Raw genomic sequence first — 19916 nt, 5'->3', positions numbered from 1 at the left:
GGGTCTGACCCCAGATTTTTGTCGGTGATGAAATGGTCGCAACGACAGGTGTGTGCTTACTGAGCCGGCGGATGCAAATGCCCGAGCTCATGGCTGACCGCATGCGCGACGATCTGTTCCAGCGATTGCTGCAAGTCTTCGCGCAGGGCGCCGCGCATGCCGATCAGGGCGTTTTGCAGGGCCGTCTGCAGGACGTGGGCGATGCGCTCTTCCAGCAGATGGTCGATCTTGCCCTGCACCTGATGCAGGATGCGCTGCGTGAGCCGCTGTTCGATGGCGTCCCAGTCGGGCTGCGCCACCGTAGGCGGCAACGCCGGCGCTTCCTCGACGGCAGGCGCCGCTGCGGCGGGCGCGACGGCCTCGGCCACTTCCGGCCCCAGCAGCACCTCTGTCAACAGGGGGATGCCCTGGTCGAATGGCTGCTGGCTCATGTCTTCCCTGCCACGAAGTGGGTCGGCTGCACGTCTTGCTGTCGGTAGTGCAGGAAGCGCTGGCGGCCCGCCTGCGCATCCTGTTCATCCATGGAGACGATCTCGAAGACGCGCTGGAAATCGGCGTAATTGGCGGGCGGCAGCTGCGACAGGTTGACGAGGATGTCGTGGTGCGGCAGCTCGGCGGCCGCGTCATCGGTCAGGATGATGGGCGTTTGCGGGGCCAGCGGGTCGCCGGCCAGCACGTGCGGCAGGAAATCCGTGGCGGAAATGGTCCACATGGCGCTGTTCAAGGCGTCGAGCTGGGTGCCATCTTGCACCAGCACGACCACCTTGTTGCCGGCCATATACGCCTTGCGTGCCAGACGGCAGGCGTAGGCCAGCTTGTCCGGCACGTTGGTATGAAAGTCGACGCGCGTCATGTCGCCCTTCACGCTGCCATGCCGCTGTGGCGCAGCAGGGCGTCGATGCTCGGTTCGCGGCCGCGGAAGGCCGTGAACGATTCCAGCGCGGGGCGCGAGCCGCCGACGGACAGGATTTCCTGCAGATAACGCTTGCCCGCCGCCGTGGTGGCGGCCGGTCCCAGCGCCCTGGCTTCCTCGAATGCCGCATAGGCGTCTGCGGACAGCACCTCGGCCCATTTGTAGCTGTAGTAGCCAGCCGCGTAGCCGCCGGAGAAGATATGCCCGAAGGAATTCTGGAAGCGGTTGAAGGCGGGCGGGATGATCAGCGCGAACTTGGCGCGCACGCCGTCGATCAGCTGCTGCACGCTCTGGCCCGTGCCGGCATCGTAGTCATAGTGCAGATGCATGTCGAGCAGGGAGAATTCCACCTGGCGCAGGGTTTGCAAGCCGGACTGGAAATTCTTGGCCGCCAGCATCTTGTCATACAGGGCGCGCGGCAGCGGCTCGCCCGTGACGGCATGCGCCGTCATGTGTTCGAGCACTTCCCATTCCCAGCAGAAATTTTCCATGAATTGCGACGGCAGTTCGACGGCATCCCATTCGACGCCGGCGATGCCCGACACGCCCAGTTCGTCGACGACGGTCAGCATATGGTGCAGGCCGTGGCCGAACTCGTGGAACAGGGTAATGACTTCATCGTGGGTGAACAATGCAGGCTGTGCCTGGCCATCGACCACGGCCGGTTCCGTGAAATTGCAGGTCAGGTAGGCGATCGGCGTCTGCACGTGCTGTGCGTCGGCGCGGCGGCCGCGCGCGTCGTCCATCCAGGCGCCGCCGCTCTTGCCGGCACGCGCATACAGGTCCAGGTAGAACTGGCCCACCAGCTGGCCGTCGCGCTCGATGCGGTAAAAACGCACGTCCGGGTGCCAGACGGGCGCCGTATCCAGTTTGATCTCGACCGCGAACAGGTTCTGGATCTGGCGGAACAGGCCGTCGATCACCTTGTGTTCAGGGAAATATTGTTTGACTTCCTGGGCCGAGAACGCGTAACGGCGCTCCTGCAGTTTTTCGGAGGCGTACGGCACGTCCCACGCCTGCAGTTCGGCGATGCCCAGTTCTTCGCGGGCGAATTGTTTCAGCTCGGCCAGGTCCTTCTCGGCGAACGGACGCGCGCGCTTGGCCAGGTCTTCCAGGAAGGCGATGACTTGCGCGGGCGAAGTGGCCATCTTGGAGACCAGCGACACTTCGGCGAAATTGGCGTAGCCGAGCAGTTTTGCCTCTTCGTTGCGCAGACGCAACAAGGTGACGATGTTCTGAGTATTGTCCCAGTCCTCTTTCTTGCTGAAGACGTCGCCCTGGTCCGATGCCTTGGTGGCGTTGGCGCGGTAGATGGTTTCGCGCAGCGCGCGCTTGTCGGCAAATTGCAGGATCGGGTAGTAGGACGGGAAGTGCAGCGAGAATTCATAGCCTTGCTTGCCGGCTTTGTCGGCGGCGGCGCGCGCGGCCGCCTTCACGTCGTCGGGCAAGCCGGCCAGGTCGCTTTCGTTCTCGACCAGCAACTTGTAGTCATTCGTGGCGTCGAGCACGTTTTCGGAAAAACGCGTACCTACGGCCGCATGTTCTTCCTGGATGGCGCCGAAGCGCTCTTTCTTGTCCTCGGGCAACTCGGCGCCGCCCAGGCGGAAGTCGCGCACGGCATTCTCGACGATGCGCCGGCGCGCCGGCGACAGGTTGGCGAAATCGGCGCGGGCCTGCAATTGCTTGTATTTGCCGAAGAGGATTTCGTTCTGGCCCAGTTCGGTCAAGAATTCCGTCACCTTGGGCAGGTTCGCATTGTAGGCGGCGCGCAGTTCGGGCGTATCGATCACGCTATTTAAATGGTTGACGATGCTCCAGGCGCGGCCCAGGGTTTCGGCGATCTTGTCCTGGGGCGCGACGAAGTTGTCCCAGCTCACTTCTTCCATGGGCGCTTCCAGCTGCGCCACGGTGGCGCGCGCCTGTTCCAGGAGGGTATCGATGGCGGGCGTGACATGCTCGTGCGTGATCGCGTCGAAGCGTGGCAGGCCGGAAAAATCAAGCAGGGGATTGGTGTTCATCGTCGGTTCGTCCATTCTGTCTTCATATATGGAGCGCCTGAAAAATGTTCAAGGCCAGGCAACGCCGCCATGAGCATTGTCTCAGGTGCTCCTCTTAAATGCGCTCTGCGGCCTCGACGGTATTCATGAGCAACATGGTGATCGTCATCGGACCCACGCCACCCGGTACCGGGGTGATGTGGGAGGCGATTTCTTTCACTCCGGCAAAATCCACGTCGCCGCACAGCTTGCCGTCATCGTCGCGGTTCATGCCCACGTCGATGACGATGGCGCCCGGCTTGACCATGTCGGCCGTCAGGGTGTTGCGGCGGCCGACGGCGGCCACGACCACGTCCGCCTGGCGCGTGTACAGGCCCAGGTCCGGGGTCGCACTATGGCAGATGGTGACGGTAGCGTTCGCTTGCAAGAGCAGCAGGGCCATCGGCTTGCCGACCGTGTTGCTGCGGCCGATGACGACGGCGTGCTTGCCGCGCAAGTCGACGCCCGTGCTTTCGATCAGTTTCATGCAGCCGTACGGTGTGCAAGGGCGGAAGCCGGGCAAGCCCGTCATCAGTTCGCCGGCGCTCAGGACGGAATAGCCGTCCACGTCTTTCGTCGTGGCGATCGCTTCGATGACCTTGTGCGGGTTGATGTGCTTGGGCAACGGCATTTGCACGAGGATGCCGTGGATGGCGGGATCGGCGTTCAGGCTGGCGATGCGTGCCAGCAAGTCGGCTTCCGACAGGTCCGCTTCATATTTTTCCAGCACCGAGTGGAAACCCACGTCGCCGCACGCCTTGACCTTGTTGCGGACATATACCTGGCTGGCCGGGTCTTCGCCGACGAGGATCACGGCCAGGCCGGGCTGGGTGCCCTTGGCCGTGAGGGCGGCGGCGCGCGTGGCGATTTCGCTGCGCAGTTTTTGGGAGAGGGCGATTCCGTCGATCAGTTGTGCTGGCATGGTAGGGGCTGAGAGATGTGGGAGGGAAAAGACAGATTATAAAGCCGGGCGGCGCAAAGGGGCGGTTTTGGCTATGCAAAGGCTTAACAACAGCGGTCCGGAGACGCGGGCCTGAGAAAATGCCGATGGCGGCGTTGCAGCTCCTTGCCGTACTGGCGTACTGTCTGCGTCGCCGCGCCTTGCCCTCGACGTTTTTCAGGCCCGCTTGGCCCGGCATAAAAGCGGGCCGGAGACGCGAGCCTGAGAAAATGCCGATGGCGGCGTTGCAGCTCCTTGCCGTACTGGCGTACTGTCTGTGTCGCTGCGCCTTGCCCTCGACGTTTTTCAGGCCCGCTTGGCCCGGCATAAAAGCGGGCCGGAGACGCGAGCCTGAGAAAATGCCGATGGCGGCGTTGCAGCTCCTTGCCGTACTGGCGTACTGTCTGCGTCGCCGCGCCTTGCCCTCGACATTTTTCAGGCCCGCTTGGCCCGGTATGCCTGTGCGGACGACTGGGGCGTTAATGCGTTTTGCTGGTGTGCTGGTGGCCTAGGGAGCGCAAGGGCCTGCGGTTCTTTGGCGCCGTTTTTGGCACTTTGATCACCCTAATTTCCGGACAGAATTTGCGGCAGTGCAGCATAAATTTCATAGGGTGATTTCATGATATGAAATGCTATATCGTAATTTGAAAAATACTAAATACGCTGTTAGAATCCCCACACTAAACCGACTTAATAGTAAATAATCAGCGAAATACCGTCCGACAGCGATCCGGAAAATCGGGGTGGGGCGTTCACAAAGGAGACTCAACAGATGTCAGCTCAACTGAACCAGGTAACGACACAGATCGGCACCGACCCGGATATGCAGGAAACCAAGGAGTGGCTGGACGCGCTCGAAGCCGTGCTGGAAAATGAAGGTCCGGAACGCGCGCATTACCTGATGGAGCGCATGGTTGACCTGGCCCGCCGCCGCGGCGCCCAGATCCCGTTCTCCAGCACCACCGCCTACGTCAATACCATCCCCACCAAGCAAGAAGCACACTGCCCCGGCAACCTGGAATACGAAGAGCGCCTGCGCTCGTGGATGCGCTGGAACGCCATGGCCATGGTGGTCAAGGCCAACCGCGCCGACGGCGACCTGGGCGGCCACTTGTCCTCGTTCGCTTCGCTGGCGAACATGCTGGGCATCGGTTTCAACCACTTCTGGCACGCGCCGACGGCCGACCACGGCGGCGACCTGCTGTACATCCAGGGCCACTCCTCGCCCGGCGTCTACGCGCGCGCCTTCCTCGAAGGCCGTTTGACGGAAGAGCAAATGCTGAACTTCCGCAAGGAAGTCGACGGCAAGGGCCTGTCCTCGTACCCGCATCCAAAGCTGATGCCTGACTTCTGGCAGTTCCCGACCGTGTCGATGGGCCTGGGCCCGCACATGGCGATCTACCAGGCGCGCTTCCTGAAATACCTGCACGCACGCGGCATCGCCAAGACCGACAACCGCAAGATCTGGGCCTTCTGCGGCGATGGCGAGATGGACGAGCCAGAGTCCTTGGGCGCGATCGGCCTGGCCGCACGCGACATGCTCGACAACCTGGTCATCGTGGTCAACTGCAACCTGCAGCGCCTGGACGGCCCCGTGCGCGGCAACACCAAGATCATCCAGGAACTGGAAGGCGAATTCCGTGGCGCGGGCTGGAACGTCGTCAAGGTCATCTGGGGCCCGGGCTGGGACGCCCTGCTGGCGCAAGATAAAGAAGGCATCCTGCAGCGCGTGATGATGGAAACCGTCGACGGCGAATACCAGAACTACAAGGCGAAAGACGGCGCCTACGTGCGCAAGCACTTCTTCGGCAAGCATCCGAAGCTGCTGGAAATGGTTGCCAACATGACGGACGACGACATCTGGCGCCTGACCCGCGGCGGCCACGATCCGCACAAGATCTACGCGGCCTTCAAGATCGCCCAGGAACACAAGGGCCAGCCGACCGTCCTGCTGGTGAAAACCATCAAGGGCTACGGCATGGGCAAGTCGGGCGAAGCGCGCAACACGGCGCACCAGACGAAAAAACTGGACGACGAAGCCATCCGCGAAATGCGCGACCGCTTCTCGCTGCCTATCCCTGACGACAAGCTGGCCGATATCCCGTTCTTCAAGCCGGCCGACGACGCGCCGGAAATGGTCTACCTGCACGAGCGCCGCAAGGCCCTGGGCGGCTACCTGCCGCAGCGCCGCCAGAAAGCGGAAGAAACCCTGCCCGTGCCTGGCCTGGACGCGTTCAAGAACGTGCTGGAAGCGACGCCGGAAGGCCGCGAAATCTCGACCACGCAAGCGTTCGTGCGCGTCATTTCGACCCTGCTGAAAGACCCGAACCTGGGCCAGCGCGTCGTGCCTATCCTGGTCGATGAATCGCGTACCTTCGGCATGGAAGGCCTATTCCGCCAGATCGGCATCTACAACCCGAAAGGCCAGTTGTACGAGCCGGTCGACAAGGACCAGGTCATGTACTACCGCGAAGACAAGGCCGGCCAGATCCTGCAGGAAGGCATCAACGAAGCGGGCGGCATGAGCTCGTGGATCGCCGCGGCGACGTCGTATTCGACCAACGACCGCATCATGATCCCGTTCTACACCTTCTACTCGATGTTCGGCTTCCAGCGCATCGGCGACCAGGTATGGGCTTCGGCCGACATGCGCGCCCGTGGCTTCCTGATGGGCGGCACGGCCGGCCGCACGACGCTGAACGGCGAAGGCTTGCAGCACGAAGATGGCCACAGCCATATCTTCGCCGCGACCATCCCGACCTGCATGCCGTACGACCCGACCTTCAGCCATGAAGTCGCCGTCATCATCCAGGACGGCCTGCGCCGCATGATCGCCAACCAGGAAGATGTGTTCTACTACATCACGATCATGAACGAGAACTACGCCCAGCCAGGCATCAAGCCGGGCCAGGAAGAAGGCATCCTGAAAGGCATGTACAAGCTGCAGGAAGGCAAGGCTGACGCCAAGCTGCGCGTACAGCTGATCGGTTGCGGCACCATCCTGCGCGAATCGATCTTCGCCGCCGAATTGCTGGAAAACGACTGGGGCGTGGCCGCGGACGTATGGTCGGCGCCGTCGCTGACCCTGGTGGCCCGCGATGGCCAGGATGCGGAACGCTGGAACATGGTCAACCCGTCGAAACAGCAGCGCGTGCCGTACGTGACGTCGCTGATGCAGGACACGGATGGCCCGATCGTTGCCACGACCGACTACATGCGCGCATTTGCAGAACAGATCCGCGCCTTCATGCCGAAGGGCCGCACCTACAAAGTGCTCGGTACCGATGGCTTTGGCCGCTCGGACAGCCGCGCCAAGCTGCGCGAGTTCTTCGAAGTGAACCGTTATTATGTCACTGTGGCCGCGCTCAAATCGCTGGCTGACGAAGGCAAGATCGACGTGTCGGTGGTGGAGCAGGCGATCGCCAAGTACGGCATCGACGCGAACAAACCGAATCCGGTGACCCAGTAATCGTTGTGCGGACCCGATGATGCCAGGGCGGTGCGAAAGTGCCGCCCTGGCGTGTGTGCGGGTCCATCTGACAAATAAAATAACGGAGCAAGCTATGAGCATTGTGGAAGTCAAAGTCCCGGATATCGGCGATTTCAAGGAAGTCGAGATCATTGAACTGATGGTCAAGCCAGGCGACACGGTCAAGGTCGACCAGTCCCTCATCACGGTCGAATCGGACAAGGCCAGCATGGAAATCCCATCGAGCCACGCCGGTGTCGTCAAGGAATTGAAAGTCAACGTGGGCGACAAGATCGCCGAAGGCTCGCTGGTCCTGCTGCTGGAAGTGGCGGACGACGCCTCGGCCCCGGCGCCTGCCGCCGCTGCCGCCCCGGCACCTGCCGCTGAAGCCGCCCCTGCCGCCGCTCCTGCGGCCGCGCCTGCGCCTGCCGCCCCAGCCGGCGCGCCGGCCCTGGTCGACGTGACCGTGCCCGATATCGGCGACTTCAAGGAAGTCGAAGTCATCGAACTGATGGTCAAGGTCGGCGACACGATCAAGGTCGACCAGTCGCTGCTGACGGTCGAATCGGACAAGGCCAGCATGGAAATTCCATCGAGCCATGCCGGTATCGTCAAGGAATTGAAAGTCAAGGTCGGCGACAAGGTTGCCAAGGGTAGTCTGGTGCTGGTGGTGGAAACGACCGGTGGCGCTGCCGCCCCGGCCGCTGCTCCTGCCGCCGCGCCTGCGCCGGCCGCGCAAGCTGCCGCCGCACCAGCCGCCGCCGTCGCTTCGGCGCCGGTCGCTGCCGCTCCAGCCGCCGCACCTGCCGTGAACGGCAAGCTGGCGCACGCGTCGCCATCGATCCGCAAGTTCGCGCGCGAACTGGGCGTGGACCTGGCCCGCGTGGGCGGTTCCGGTCCGAAGGGCCGCATCACCCAGGAAGACGTGCAGAACTTCGTCAAGGGCGTGATGTCGGGCGCCGTTGCCGCACCAAATGCTCCAGCCGCTGCCAAAGGCGGTTCCGGCGTGGGCCTGGATCTGCTGCCATGGCCGTCGCTGGATTTCAGCAAGTTCGGCACGACCGAATTGCTGCCGCTGTCGCGCATCAAGAAAATCTCGGGTCCGAACCTGCACCGCAACTGGGTCATGATCCCGCACGTCACGCAGTTCGACGAAGCGGACGTGACGGATCTGGAAGCGTTCCGCGTCGACACCAACGCGGCCAATGCAAAGAACAAGGATGCGGCCAAGCTGACCATGCTGGCCTTCGTCATCAAGGCTTCCGTCGCCGCGCTGAAGAAATTCCCCGCGTTTAACGCCTCGCTCGACGCCAAGGGCGAAAACCTGATCCTCAAGCAGTACTACAACATCGGCTTCGCGGCCGACACGCCGAACGGCCTGGTGGTACCTGTGATCAAGGGCGCGGACCAGAAGTCGGTCTCGCAGATCGCCCGCGAAATGACGGAACTGTCGCTGCAGGCGCGCGAAGGCAAGCTGAAACCGGCCGACATGCAGGGCGCCAGCTTCACGATTTCGTCCCTGGGCGGCATCGGCGGCACGCACTTCACGCCTATCGTCAACGCGCCGGAAGTGGCGATTCTGGGTCTGTCGAAAGCCTCGATCAAGCCGGTATGGGATGGCAAGGCCTTCCAGCCGCGTTTGATGATGGGCACCTCGCTGTCCTACGACCACCGCGTGGTCGATGGTGCGATGGGCGCGCGATTCTCCGTGTACCTCGGCGAAGTCCTGGCCGACATGCGCAAAATTCTGCTGTAAGGAGCGATTGATGAGCACAGTAGAGGTAAAAGTACCGAATATCGGCGACTTCAAGGAAGTCGAAGTCATCGAACTGATGGTCAAGGTGGGCGACACCATCAAGGTGGACCAGTCCCTGATCACGGTCGAATCGGACAAGGCCAGCATGGAGATTCCATCGACCCACGCGGGCGTCGTCAAGGAAGTCAAGGTCAAGGTCGGCGACAAGATCGCCGAAGGCAGCGCGCTGCTGGTGGTGGAAGCGTCGGAAGGCGTGGCCGCTGCCGCGCCAGCTGCCGCTCCTGCACCGGCGGCAGCCGCTCCGGCAGCCGCTGCGGCCCCTGCGGCGGCACCAGTTGCCGCCGCCATCCCGGCCGGCAATTACAGCGGCCAGGTCGACATCGACGTCGACATGATGGTATTGGGCGGCGGTCCTGGCGGCTACTCGGCGGCGTTCCGCGCGGCCGACCTGGGCATGACGACGGTCATCGTCGAGCGCTACGCCACCCTGGGCGGCGTGTGCCTGAACGTGGGCTGCATCCCGTCCAAGGCGCTGCTGCACGTGGCATCCGTCATCGACGAAACGGCGCACATGTCCAATACGGGCGTGACGTTCGCCAAGCCGACGATCGACATCGACCAGGTACGCAAGTACAAGGAAGGCGTGATCTCGAACATGACGGGCGGCCTGGCCGGCATGGCCAAGGCGCGCAAGACGCAGGTCGTCACCGGCGTGGGCCAGTTCCTCTCCGCGAACCACATCGAAGTGACGGCAGGCGACGGTTCTAAAAAGGTCGTGCAGTTCAAGCAGGCCATCATCGCCGCCGGTTCGTCCGTGGTGAAGCTGCCGTTCGTGCCGGAAGACCCGCGCATCGTCGATTCGACGGGCGCGCTGGAATTGCGCCAGATCCCGAAACGCATGCTGGTCATCGGCGGCGGCATCATCGGCCTGGAAATGGCGACTGTCTACTCGACCTTCGGCGCGCGCATCGACGTGGTCGAAATGATGGATGGCCTGATGCAGGGCGCGGACCGCGACGCCGTCAAGGTATGGCAGAAGTTCAACGAGAAGCGCTTCGACAACATCATGACCAAGACCAAGACGGTCGCCGTCGAGGCGTTGCCGGAAGGCATCAAGGTCACGTTCGAAGCGGCTGAAGCGGGTGCCACGGCACCGGCACCGCAAGTCTACGACCTGGTGCTCGTCGCCGTGGGCCGCAGCCCGAACGGCAAGAAGCTCGCTGCCGACAAGGCCGGCGTGAACGTCACCGACCGCGGCTTCATCGAAGTCGACAGCCAGATGCGCACCAACGTGCCGAACATCTTCGCCATCGGCGACCTGGTCGGCCAGCCGATGCTGGCGCACAAGGCCGTGCATGAAGCCCACGTGGCCGCCGAAGCAGCTTCCGGCCAGAAGTCGCACTTCGACGTCAAGGTGATCCCGTCGGTCGCCTACACCGACCCGGAAGTGGCATGGGCCGGCATCACGGAAGACGAAGCGAAAGCCAAGGGCATCAAGGTCGAGAAGGGCCACTTCCCATGGGCCGCTTCCGGCCGCGCCGTGGCCAACGGCCGCGCCGAAGGCTTCACCAAGCTGCTGTTCGACGCGGAAACGCACCGCATCATCGGCGGCACCATCGTCGGCACGCATGCGGGCGACATGATCGGCGAAATCGCGCTGGCCATCGAAATGGGCTGCGACGGCACCGACATCGGCAAGACCATCCACCCGCACCCGACCCTGGGCGAATCGATTGGTATGGCAGCCGAAGTGTACGAAGGCGTGTGCACGGACTTGCCGCCGCCGCGCAAGCGCTGATGTTGTAGCGCTGTGACACTCAAAACCCCGCAAGCGATTGCGGGGTTTTTTATTGTCCAGATACGATTAAATACTTCACCGTTGGCACCATCGTCGGCACGCATGCGGGCGACAGGTGAAAAATGAAGCGGCGAAATCGCGCTGGCCATCGAAATGGCCTGCGATGGCACCGATATCGGCAAGACCATCCACCCGCACCCGACCCCGGGCGAGTCGATCGGTATGGCCGCCGAAGTGTACGAAGGCGTGTGCACGGACTTGCCGCCGCCGCGCAAGCGCTGATGTTGTAGCGCTGTGACACTCAAAACCCCGCAAGCGATTGCGGGGTTTTTTATTGTCCAAATACGATTAAATACTTCACCGTTGGCACCATCGTCGGCAAGCATGCGGGCGACAGGTGAAAAATGAAGCGGCGAAATCGCACTGGCCATCGAAATGGCCTGCGACGGCACCGACATCGGCAAGACCATCCACCCGCACCCGACCCCGGGCGAGTCGATCGGCAGGTTGGCAAAAGCGCACCGAAGTGTACGAAAGCGTGTGCATGGACTTGCCGCCGCCGCGCAAGCACTGATAAAAAATTAACTTTCAGTACAAAAAAACGGGACGTGTTCCCGACTTTTTTTTATTTCCCTTGACCTTCAGCAGGGTAAAACGTGGCGCGGCGGCACCATGTGAAAATTGGTGAGTATTGCCGTATGGAAAAAATGGCAGAATGACGGTCTGTAACCATGTTTTGCTTCTATGAACGCGTGCGATTTTTCCAGCAATGTTGCCAGCATGGGAATCGGTCAAGTTCCGCTGTACCAGGAGCCTGTCCCAGCAGATGAATACATCCCTTGCTGGCGCCCCTCGGAAGCGGGTAGTCGTCGCGTGGCTCGCTACGCATCTTCCTCACGCCTTGTCAGCGCTCCTGATGAACTGCCAGCAGAAGACGCTCCTTATTGGGATAGGCTCTAAGAAAGTTTTGCAACGATGAGAAAATTTACCGCCCTTCATATCGCCGATGTCCGTTTGCGCCGGGCTGATGAGCAAGAGCAAGCCGTGATGCTGCATGCCTTGTACCAGGATGTGGCCGCTATCCTGGCGGCGGGCAAGAGGATCGATGCGATTTTCTTCACGGGCCAGCTGGTGGCGCCGGACGCCTGTGCCGGCACGACACCCGTGTACGTCTACGAATACTTCCTGCGCCCCTTGCTGCAGGCGGCCAGCTTGCCCGGTGCGCGTTTCTACCTGGTGCCGGGCAGCCGCGCGCAGGGTGTCGCCGCGGCGGCGCTGGGCAATGCCGGCTTCAGCTTTTTCTCTGCCGACGAGCACGCCAGTGCCGAGCAGCGCGCGCACTACAAGAATATCCACGCCGTGTTCCATGGCCACCAGCATACGGGCGATGCCAGTTCGCTGATGAAGTCGCTGGGGATCCTGTTCAAGAGTAATCCAGGCAGCCTGTACGGTGCGAATGGCCAGATGGCGGCATTTTCCGTGCTCGAGTTCGCCACGGGCGAGGCGGATGGCGGCGGGGCAGGCACGCAGTGGACGGTGTCGCTGCGCGAGTTCGATGACGTGAGCAAGAACTTCGCCCTGTCGGTGCTGTACACGCCGAACGGCCAGGAAACGGGGCAGGTGGATGCCGAGTATGTATTTGCCACCTTGCTGCCGCAGCTGGCAGGCGATCGCGCCTATCTCGATGGCTTGCTGGGCAAGGCGGGCGCGCAACGGCGCGAGGACGCCGGCGTCGCTGCCGATGCGCGCGAATTCCTCATCGAGCTGGCGTTCGTGATGTTCGAAGCCAAGAGCGTGTTCCTCAGCGAGGTGGAGCTCGAGCGTTTTGTCAGCGACTATTGCGGCGTGAAGGGCTGGAGCATGGCGGCCGGGGACTGGCTGGCGCCGCTGTATGCGCATGGCTTGCTGCTGTGTGCCGATGGCCAGGTGGCGTTTTCCTTCGATTACTTCCGCACGTATTTCCTGGCGCAACGCTTTGAAACCTCGTTCGACCTGATGCGCTACGGCCCGGACCGCTACGATGGAAGTGAGTCTTCACTCAGCGTTGATGGCGTGTCGGCGGCCCAGCCTTTCCTGCGTGCGCTGGGCTTGAACGATGAACAGGTCGAAGCGGCGCTGCCGGAAGACTGCAGCCGCCCTGGCTGACTTCCGGGGCCAGCCGTGCCGCGTCAGTCCGCCAGCGGCTGGCGCAGGGTGCCGCGCAGGAACAGGTCCAGGCTGAGTGCAACCTTTGTGCGCAGCTGTGCGACATCCGGCTGCGCCTGTGGCGGGAATAGCAGGCGCGACATCTGGTCGCCCAGCAGGCAATTGAGCAGGTGCAGCGCCAGCATGGATGGGGTCAGCTCCGCGCGAAACAGGGGCGCGATGTCGGGGCGGCTGAAAAACTTGGTCAGCATCTCGCGCGTCTGTCCCGGTCCCACCTTGTAAAACGTTTCCGCCAGTTCCGGGTGCGTGGCCGCTTCGGCCACCACCATGCGATTGAGGCGGATCGCCGCCGGCATGGTGACCAGTTGCACGAACAGCAGGCCGAACTCGCTCAAAATGGCGGGCAGGGGCCGCATATCCGTTTCCAGCGCCGGCATGGTCGAGAAGTAGGCGGCGCGGCGCAATTCCACCACGGCATTGAACAAGCCCGACTTGCCGCCAAATTTCACATAAATCGTGCGCACGGCCACATGGGCTTCGCGGGCGATCATTTCCAGGCTGACCTTCCCATACCCTTTTTCCAGAAACAGGCAGCCGGCCGTGTGCAGCAGGTTTTCCATGCGCGCTTCCATGTCGGCCGCGCGCGGGCGGCCGGCTGGCTTGCCGCAGCAGGAAAGCTCCTGAGCGGCGGCGTCGGATTCTGTATCGGTAGGCAAGGTATCGCTGAGGCCGGGATCGGACATGGTCTGGGTCTCTTTATAAGGTGGAAGGTAAGTGATGGCTCACACTGTAGTGCAAATTAAAATGAAATGCAATCGTTTCATTTCTTGACTTTGCCTTTTCTTTGCCCAATAATGAACCTATATCATTTCATTTTCGGAGCGAGTATGTCCAACCAGCCAGGCCAAGCAGAGCACAAGGTGCTGAGCGCCGTCCCACCCGCAGCCCCCGCCGCACCTTCCACGCCCGCCGCTTCCGCCAGCTCCGCACCACCGAATAACCGCGTCAAAATCATCGCCGGCCTGATCGTCCTCGTCGCGCTGGGCGCCGGCGCGCGCATGTGGTACCGCAGCCACTATTTCGTGGAAACGGAAAACGCCTATGTGGCCGGCCACGTGCATCCCGTCTCGGCGCGCATTTCCGGCGTCGTTACCAAGGTCTTCATCGACGACAATCAAATCGTGAAAGAGGGCGACGTGATCGCCGAACTCGACCCGTTCGACCAGCGCGTGAAAACCGAGCAGATCGCCGCGCAGATCGCCAGCGCCGAGCAGCAAGTGCTGCAAGCGGACGCGCAGATCGCCCAAGTGCAGGCGCAAGCGAGTGCCGCCCAGGCGCAAGTGGCGCAAGCCGATGCGCAATTGCTGCGCGCGAAACAGGATGCGGACCGTTATGGCCAGCTGTACACGAGCCAGATGAAAGCCGTCTCGAAGGCGGAACTCGACGCGGCCAACGCGGCCCGCTCGAGTGCCGTGGCCGACCTGGCCGCCCGCCGCGACAGCGCCTCGGCCGCCAAGTCGCAGATCGGTGCGGCGCAAGCTGCGCGCGACGTGGCCAAGGCACAAGTGGCCGTGCTGCGCGTGCAATTGAAGGACGCGGAACAGCAGCTGCAATACAACCGCATCCTGGCGCCCGTCGCCGGCCGCATCGGCAAGCGCAACGTGGAAACGGGCATGCGCGTGCAGCCTGGCCAGCAATTGACGGCCATCGTGCAGGACAACGTCTGGGTCACCGCCAACTTCAAGGAAACCCAGCTGGCCGACCTGCACCGCGGCCAGAGCGTGCACGTGACCATCGACGCCATGCCGGGCAAGAAACTCGTGGGCACCGTGGACAGCTTCGCCCCTGCCTCGGGCGCGCAATTCGCCCTGCTGCCGGCCGATAACGCCACCGGCAACTTCACCAAGATCGTCCAGCGCGTGCCCGTGAAAATCGTCTTCCAGCCGGAAGACATCAAGGCCATGAATGGCCGCCTGGTGCCGGGCATGTCGGTGATCGCCGAAGTGGAAGTGAACCAGCCCGCGTCTGACAAGGCCGAGGCCCCGCGCCACGCCGCCGCTCCTGCCGCACAGACCACCGCCCGCTAAGCTTCCATGAGCAGCCCTTCCACCACGCTGGCGAAGCCGCCAGCGTTTCCCGTGATTGACGAGAAAGTCTCCGGGCGCACCTGGCTGGCGGTCGCCGCCGGCATGCTGGGCGCCTTCATGGCGGTGCTCGACATCCAGATCACCAACTCCTCGCTCAAGGATATCCTTGGCTCGCTGTCGGCCACCCAGGAAGAGGGGTCGTGGATTTCCACGGCCTACCTGGTGGCGGAAATTATCGTCATTCCCCTCACCGCGCTGCTGGCGCGCGTGTTCGGACTGCGTACCTACATGATCGGCACCACCGCTTTCTTCCTGCTGTTCTCCACCCTGTGCGGCACGGCCTGGAACCTGGAAAGCATGATCGTCTTCCGCATGCTGCAGGGGTTCACGGGCGGCGCCCTGATACCGATGGCGTTCACCCTGGTGATGCTCAAGCTGCCGCCGTCGAAGCGCGCCGTCGGCATGGCCATCTTCGGCCTGACGGCGACCCTGGCGCCGGCCATGGGCCCGACCCTGGGCGGCTACCTCTCCGAGCTGTATGGCTGGCCCTCGATCTTCTACATCAACTGGGTGCCGGGCGTGCTGCTGATAGCCGGCATGATCTATGGCCTGGACAAGGAGCCGATGAAGCTCGAGATGTTCTGGAAGGCCGACTGGCTGGGCATCTTCTTCATGGCCCTGGGCCTGGGCTGCCTGACGATCTTCCTGGAAGAGGGCAATTCAAAGGACTGGTTCGACTCGGGTTTCATCATCACCTTCGCCGCGCTGGCCCTGACGGGCATCCTGGGCTGGGTCGTCACCAGCGCCACGCGCGCCGAGCCGTTCGTCAACCTGGGCCTGTACGGCCAGCGTAACTTTTTGGTCGCCACCGTGCTGTCGGCCGTGACGGGCATGGGCCTGTACGGCTCGGCCTTTTTGCTGCCCCTGTTCCTGGGCCAGATCGCCGGCTATTCGCCGATGCAGATCGGTGAAGTCATCATGTGGGTGGGCTTGCCGCAGCTGTTCATCATGCCGTTTGTCGCCAAGCTCTCGTCCGTGGTGGACAACCGCATCCTGTGCTCGTTCGGCCTCTTGCTGTTCGGCGGCTCGTGCATGATGAATGCCTACATGGATGCGTCCACCGGCTACGACCAGCTGCTGTGGTCGCAGGTCGTGCGCGCGCTGGGCCAGCCCTTCGTCATGCTGACCCTGTCGAACTTCGCCATGAAGGGCATCGCGCCGAAGGACATGCCGTCCGCATCGAGCCTGTTCAACATGACGCGCAACCTGGGCGGCTCGATCGGCATTGCCCTGCTGGCCACGGCCCTGAGCACCCGCGAACACTTCCACTCGCAGCGCCTGGGCGAAGCGATCAATGCGTATTCGAGCGCCACGCAGCTGCGCATCGACCAGCTGACGTCGTCGTTCATGGCCAAGGGCTATGACGCCGTCACGGCCGGCAACCAGGCCTTGCAGGCGATCGACGGCATCGTGCGCCGCGAAGCGTATGTGATGGCTTACAACGATGGCTTCTTCCTGATCGGCGCCATCCTGCTGGCCTGCATCGTGCCCCTGTGGCTGGCCGACAAACTCAAAGCTCCTGGTGGCGGTGGCGGCGGTCATTGAGCGCCGCACGCAGCCACCTCAAGAACAAGAAGGTACACATCATGAACACAGTTATGACCAAAATCGCCGCAGCCGCCTCGCTGGCCGTGCTGCTTGCCGCCTGCGGCACCGTGGGCCAGGATTTCACGGCACCGGCGAATGTGGCCGGCGCCGACACCTTCCGCCATGGTGCCGCCGCCGCGGATGCCGCGCAGCTGCCCAAAGAGTGGTGGAGCATCTACGGCGACGCCACCCTGAACCGCCTGGAACAGAGCGCGCTGCAGGACAATCCCAGCGTAAAAGCGGCGGGCGAGCGCCTGCTGCAGGCGCTGGCGCAAAGCGGCACGGCGCGCGCCAACCAGGGCCCGAGCGTGAACGTCAGCACGGGCATCTCGAACTCGCGCACCTCGGCCAACACCTCGCAGGGCCTGGCCTTGGGCAACCGCTCGATCAGCGGCAATAACTTTTCCGTGGGCGGCTCGCTGTCGTATGAAGTCGACCTGCTGGGCCGCGTGAAACGCATGGTCGAAGCGGCCGATTCGCAGGCGCTGGCGGCGCAGGCCGACCGCGACGGCGTGCTGCTGATGCTGTCGTCGCAAGTGGCCAGCAATTACTGGCAGCTGCGCGGGCTGGACGCGGAAATGGCCATCCTGAATGGCGCCCTGGACACGCGGCGCGAGTCGGCGCAGCTGGTCGAGGCGCGCTTCAATGCAGGGCTGACGAATGAGCTGGACCTGGCGCGCGCGAAAGTCGAACTGTCGAACGCGCAGGCCGACCTGCATGAAGTCAAACGCCAGCGCAACCAGCTGGAAAACAGCCTGGCCGCCCTGACGGGCAAGCCGCCGTCGGCGCTGCAATTGCCGGTGGCCGCCGAGCCTTCCAGCTTGCCGCTGCCGCCCGCCATCCCTGTCGGCTTGCCCGCCAGCCTGCTGGCGCACCGTCCGGACCTCGTGTCCAGCGTGGCGGGCCTGCGCGCGGCGAACGCGCAAGTGGGCGTGGCAGAAGGCGCGTTTTACCCGTCGCTGCAATTGACGGGCAATTTCGGCTACGCCTCGGAAAAACTGCGCGACCTGGCGCAGGGCGGTTCGCGCCAGTTCAGCTTTGGCCCGCTGGCCCTGTCCCTGCCGATCTTCGACGGCGGCCGCAACCAGGCCAATCTGGACCTGTCCAAGGCGCGCTATGCGGAAGCCGTGGCGAACCACGAAACGAAGCTGCTGACGGCCTTGCGCGAAGTGGAAGACGCCTTATCCGACGTGGAGCAGCGCCAGTTGCAGGGCGATGCCCAGGCCCTGTCGCAGGCAGCGGCGGCGCGCGCCTACCTGGTGGCGCGCACGCGCTACGAGCGCGGCATCTCGACCTACCTGGACGTCACCGATGCCCAGCGCAGTTCGCTGGCGGCGGACCGTGCCGCCGCGCAGATCAAGACTCAGCGCCTGCTGGCGACGGTCGCCGTGGCCCGCTCGCTGGGTGCCGGCTGGCAGCCGGACGGCGAGCTGGCCAGGCTGGCGTCCGCGCCCGCCGCGAAGGCCAACTAAGTACGACGGTTACGTGAGCGTGGCCGGTGGCGGTGTCGCCGCCGGCCCGTAGCGTTCCAGCAGAAAATCGATGAAGGTCGTCAGCTTCGGCGTGGGCTGGCGGTCGCGCGCATACACGAGGTGCATGGGGCGGGGCGCCGGCACGTAGCCGGCCAGCAGCGGCACCAGCCTGCCGGCGGTGATATCGCCGGCCATCAGGATCTCCGCCTGCATGACGATGCCGAAGCCGTGCAGGGCTGCCACGCGCAGCGCCTGACCATTGTTCGAGCGGAAGCGGCTTTCGCGCACGGGGCTGCCATCATCGTCGCCGCTCCTGGCCAGGCGCCAGCGCACGTGGCGCGTCCACTGCATGAAGTCCAGGCATTCGTGGCGTGCCAGGTCGGCCGGCGTGCGCGGCGTGCCGTGTCTGGCCAGGTAGGCGGGCGCGGCGCAGATCACCATCGCATACGGCCGCAGCACGCGCGCCACCATGGCGGAATCTTCCAGCTTGCCGATGCGGATGGCCGCATCGAACCCTTCTTCCACTAGGTCCACCATCCTGTCGTTCAGGTTCAGTTCCAGGCTCACTTCCGGATACGCATCGAGGTAGTCGGCCATCAGCGGCGCGATGCACTCGCTGCCGAAGGACACGGGCGCCGTGATCTTCAGCTTGCCGCGCGGCGCCGCGCGCATGGCTTCCGCACCCCGTTCGGCCGCATGGATGCTGGCCAGGATCTGGCGGCACTGTTCCGCATACTGCTGGCCGATTTCCGTCAGGCTTTGCCGCCGCGTGGTGCGCGCCAGCAGCCGCGCGCCCAGCCGCTCTTCCAGGTATTTGATGTGCTTGCCCACCATCACGGGCGAAATCTGGAACGCCTCGGCGGCGGCCGTGAAACTGCCTGCATCGACGACGGCGACAAAAATCTCCATGCTGCGCAATTTATCCATGGCTTCCAGATTGCAAACTATAGATTAGTAATCTTGTAAATTCTAGCGTATTTATTCCTTTTTGTAAGCGGCGCATACTGGCTCCATCGTTCAACCCACACAAGGAAGCAGCATGAAAATCGTCATCATCGGCGCCAGCGGCACCATCGGCACGGCCGTCGCCGCCCAACTGGCGCAACGCCATGAAATCATCGAAGTGGGCAGCCGCAGCGGCACGCACCAGGCCGACATGGGCGACATCGCGCAAGTGCGCGCCTTGTTCAAGCGCATCGGCAAGGTCGATGCCGTTGTCGTGACGGCCGGCAAGCTGCATTTCGGCCCGCTGAGCGAATTTACTCCTGAGCAATTCCGCCTGGGCCTGGACAGCAAGCTGATGGGTCAGGTCAATGTGGCGCTGGTGGCGCAGGAATACCTGAACGACGGCGGCTCGATTACCTTGACCAGCGGCATCGTGGCCGAGCAGCCGATCCGCTTCGGCACGGCCGCCAGCATGACCAACGCGGCCGTGGAAGGTTTTGTCAGGGGCGCCGCCATCGAATTGGCGCGCGGCGTGCGCATCAATGTCGTCAGCCCGACGGTGCTGGCCGAGTCGCTGGAATCGTACGGCCCCTTCTTCTACGGCTTCGAGCCGGCCGCCGCCAGCCGCGTGGCCCTGGCCTACAGCCGCAGCGTGGAAGGGGCGCAGACGGGGCAGGTGTACAAGGTCTGGTAAGCCAGCGCTGCAGG

Annotated in this window: 15 protein-coding genes; 9 read left to right on the top strand and 6 right to left on the bottom strand. The window is 63.4% G+C overall.

The window, feature by feature from the left end; all coding sequences use genetic code 11:
• Positions 1-56: 56 nt before the first annotated feature.
• From AC3RCG_RS23315 to folD, 4 genes are all read right to left on the bottom strand, one after another.
• A complete protein-coding gene (locus AC3RCG_RS23315; protein ID WP_070289206.1) occupies positions 57-431 on the bottom strand; it encodes a DUF2486 family protein in 375 nt (124 codons plus the stop codon).
• Positions 428-853, bottom strand: coding sequence for a DNA polymerase III subunit chi (locus AC3RCG_RS23310; protein WP_492401874.1), 426 nt, complete (start codon positions 851-853; stop codon positions 428-430). The genes AC3RCG_RS23315 and AC3RCG_RS23310 overlap by 4 nt, the downstream gene beginning before the upstream one ends.
• 8 nt (positions 854-861) lie before the next feature.
• Entirely contained in the window at positions 862-2946 is a 2085-nt protein-coding gene (locus tag AC3RCG_RS23305; RefSeq protein WP_492401875.1) for a M3 family metallopeptidase, read from the bottom strand.
• A 79-nt stretch (positions 2947-3025) separates the two neighbouring features.
• Positions 3026-3871: a bifunctional methylenetetrahydrofolate dehydrogenase/methenyltetrahydrofolate cyclohydrolase FolD gene (folD, locus tag AC3RCG_RS23300; RefSeq protein WP_070221908.1), complete on the bottom strand. Its 846-nt coding sequence runs from the start codon at positions 3869-3871 to the stop codon at positions 3026-3028.
• Positions 3872-4661: 790 nt separating this feature from the next.
• On the opposite strand from folD, the gene aceE reads away from it, so the two are divergent.
• From aceE to AC3RCG_RS23275, 5 genes are all read left to right on the top strand, one after another.
• Positions 4662-7358: a pyruvate dehydrogenase (acetyl-transferring), homodimeric type gene (aceE, locus tag AC3RCG_RS23295; RefSeq protein WP_099408847.1), complete on the top strand. Its 2697-nt coding sequence runs from the start codon at positions 4662-4664 to the stop codon at positions 7356-7358.
• 94 nt (positions 7359-7452) lie between these two features.
• Positions 7453-9114 (top strand): dihydrolipoyllysine-residue acetyltransferase, encoded by a 1662-nt coding sequence (gene aceF, locus AC3RCG_RS23290; protein WP_409027978.1) that lies wholly within the window; start codon positions 7453-7455, stop codon positions 9112-9114.
• Between the two features lie 10 nt (positions 9115-9124).
• Positions 9125-10912 carry a dihydrolipoyl dehydrogenase gene (gene lpdA / locus AC3RCG_RS23285; RefSeq protein ID WP_492490378.1) on the top strand — a complete coding sequence of 596 codons (1788 nt, stop codon included), beginning with the start codon at positions 9125-9127 and terminating at the stop codon, positions 10910-10912.
• A 153-nt stretch (positions 10913-11065) separates the two neighbouring features.
• Positions 11066-11194 (top strand): hypothetical protein, encoded by a 129-nt coding sequence (locus tag AC3RCG_RS23280; RefSeq protein WP_492401878.1) that lies wholly within the window; start codon positions 11066-11068, stop codon positions 11192-11194.
• Positions 11195-11887: 693 nt separating this feature from the next.
• Positions 11888-13057 carry a hypothetical protein gene (locus tag AC3RCG_RS23275; protein ID WP_492401881.1) on the top strand — a complete coding sequence of 390 codons (1170 nt, stop codon included), beginning with the start codon at positions 11888-11890 and terminating at the stop codon, positions 13055-13057.
• Positions 13058-13080: 23 nt separating this feature from the next.
• On the opposite strand, the gene AC3RCG_RS23270 is transcribed toward AC3RCG_RS23275, so the two are convergent.
• Positions 13081-13800: a TetR/AcrR family transcriptional regulator gene (locus AC3RCG_RS23270; RefSeq protein ID WP_070312825.1), complete on the bottom strand. Its 720-nt coding sequence runs from the start codon at positions 13798-13800 to the stop codon at positions 13081-13083.
• 144 nt (positions 13801-13944) lie between these two features.
• Between AC3RCG_RS23270 and AC3RCG_RS23265 the strand changes: the two genes are divergently transcribed.
• Genes AC3RCG_RS23265 through AC3RCG_RS23255 form a run of 3 tightly spaced genes read left to right on the top strand, consistent with a single transcriptional unit; the run spans position 13945 to position 18263 of the window.
• Positions 13945-15144, top strand: coding sequence for an HlyD family secretion protein (locus AC3RCG_RS23265; RefSeq protein WP_070223739.1), 1200 nt, complete (start codon positions 13945-13947; stop codon positions 15142-15144).
• Positions 15145-15150: 6 nt separating this feature from the next.
• A complete protein-coding gene (locus AC3RCG_RS23260) occupies positions 15151-16749 on the top strand; it encodes a DHA2 family efflux MFS transporter permease subunit (RefSeq protein WP_070289212.1) in 1599 nt (532 codons plus the stop codon).
• A gap of 41 nt (positions 16750-16790) precedes the next feature.
• On the top strand, positions 16791-18263 hold the full coding sequence (locus AC3RCG_RS23255) for an efflux transporter outer membrane subunit (RefSeq protein WP_492401883.1): 1473 nt from the start codon (positions 16791-16793) through the stop codon (positions 18261-18263).
• Between the two features lie 9 nt (positions 18264-18272).
• Here AC3RCG_RS23255 and AC3RCG_RS23250 read toward each other — a convergent pair whose 3' ends face one another.
• Complete coding sequence (locus tag AC3RCG_RS23250) at positions 18273-19190, bottom strand: LysR family transcriptional regulator (protein ID WP_492401885.1); 918 nt, start codon at positions 19188-19190, stop codon at positions 18273-18275.
• A 112-nt stretch (positions 19191-19302) separates the two neighbouring features.
• Between AC3RCG_RS23250 and AC3RCG_RS23245 the strand changes: the two genes are divergently transcribed.
• Positions 19303-19902 carry a short chain dehydrogenase gene (locus tag AC3RCG_RS23245; RefSeq protein ID WP_492401886.1) on the top strand — a complete coding sequence of 200 codons (600 nt, stop codon included), beginning with the start codon at positions 19303-19305 and terminating at the stop codon, positions 19900-19902.
• Positions 19903-19916 lie beyond the last annotated feature (14 nt).

The organism is Janthinobacterium sp. GW823-FHT01H08 (genome assembly GCF_058797855.1).
The sequence above is the reverse complement of the archived record's forward strand: the minus strand, read 5'-3'. Positions and strand labels throughout refer to the sequence as shown.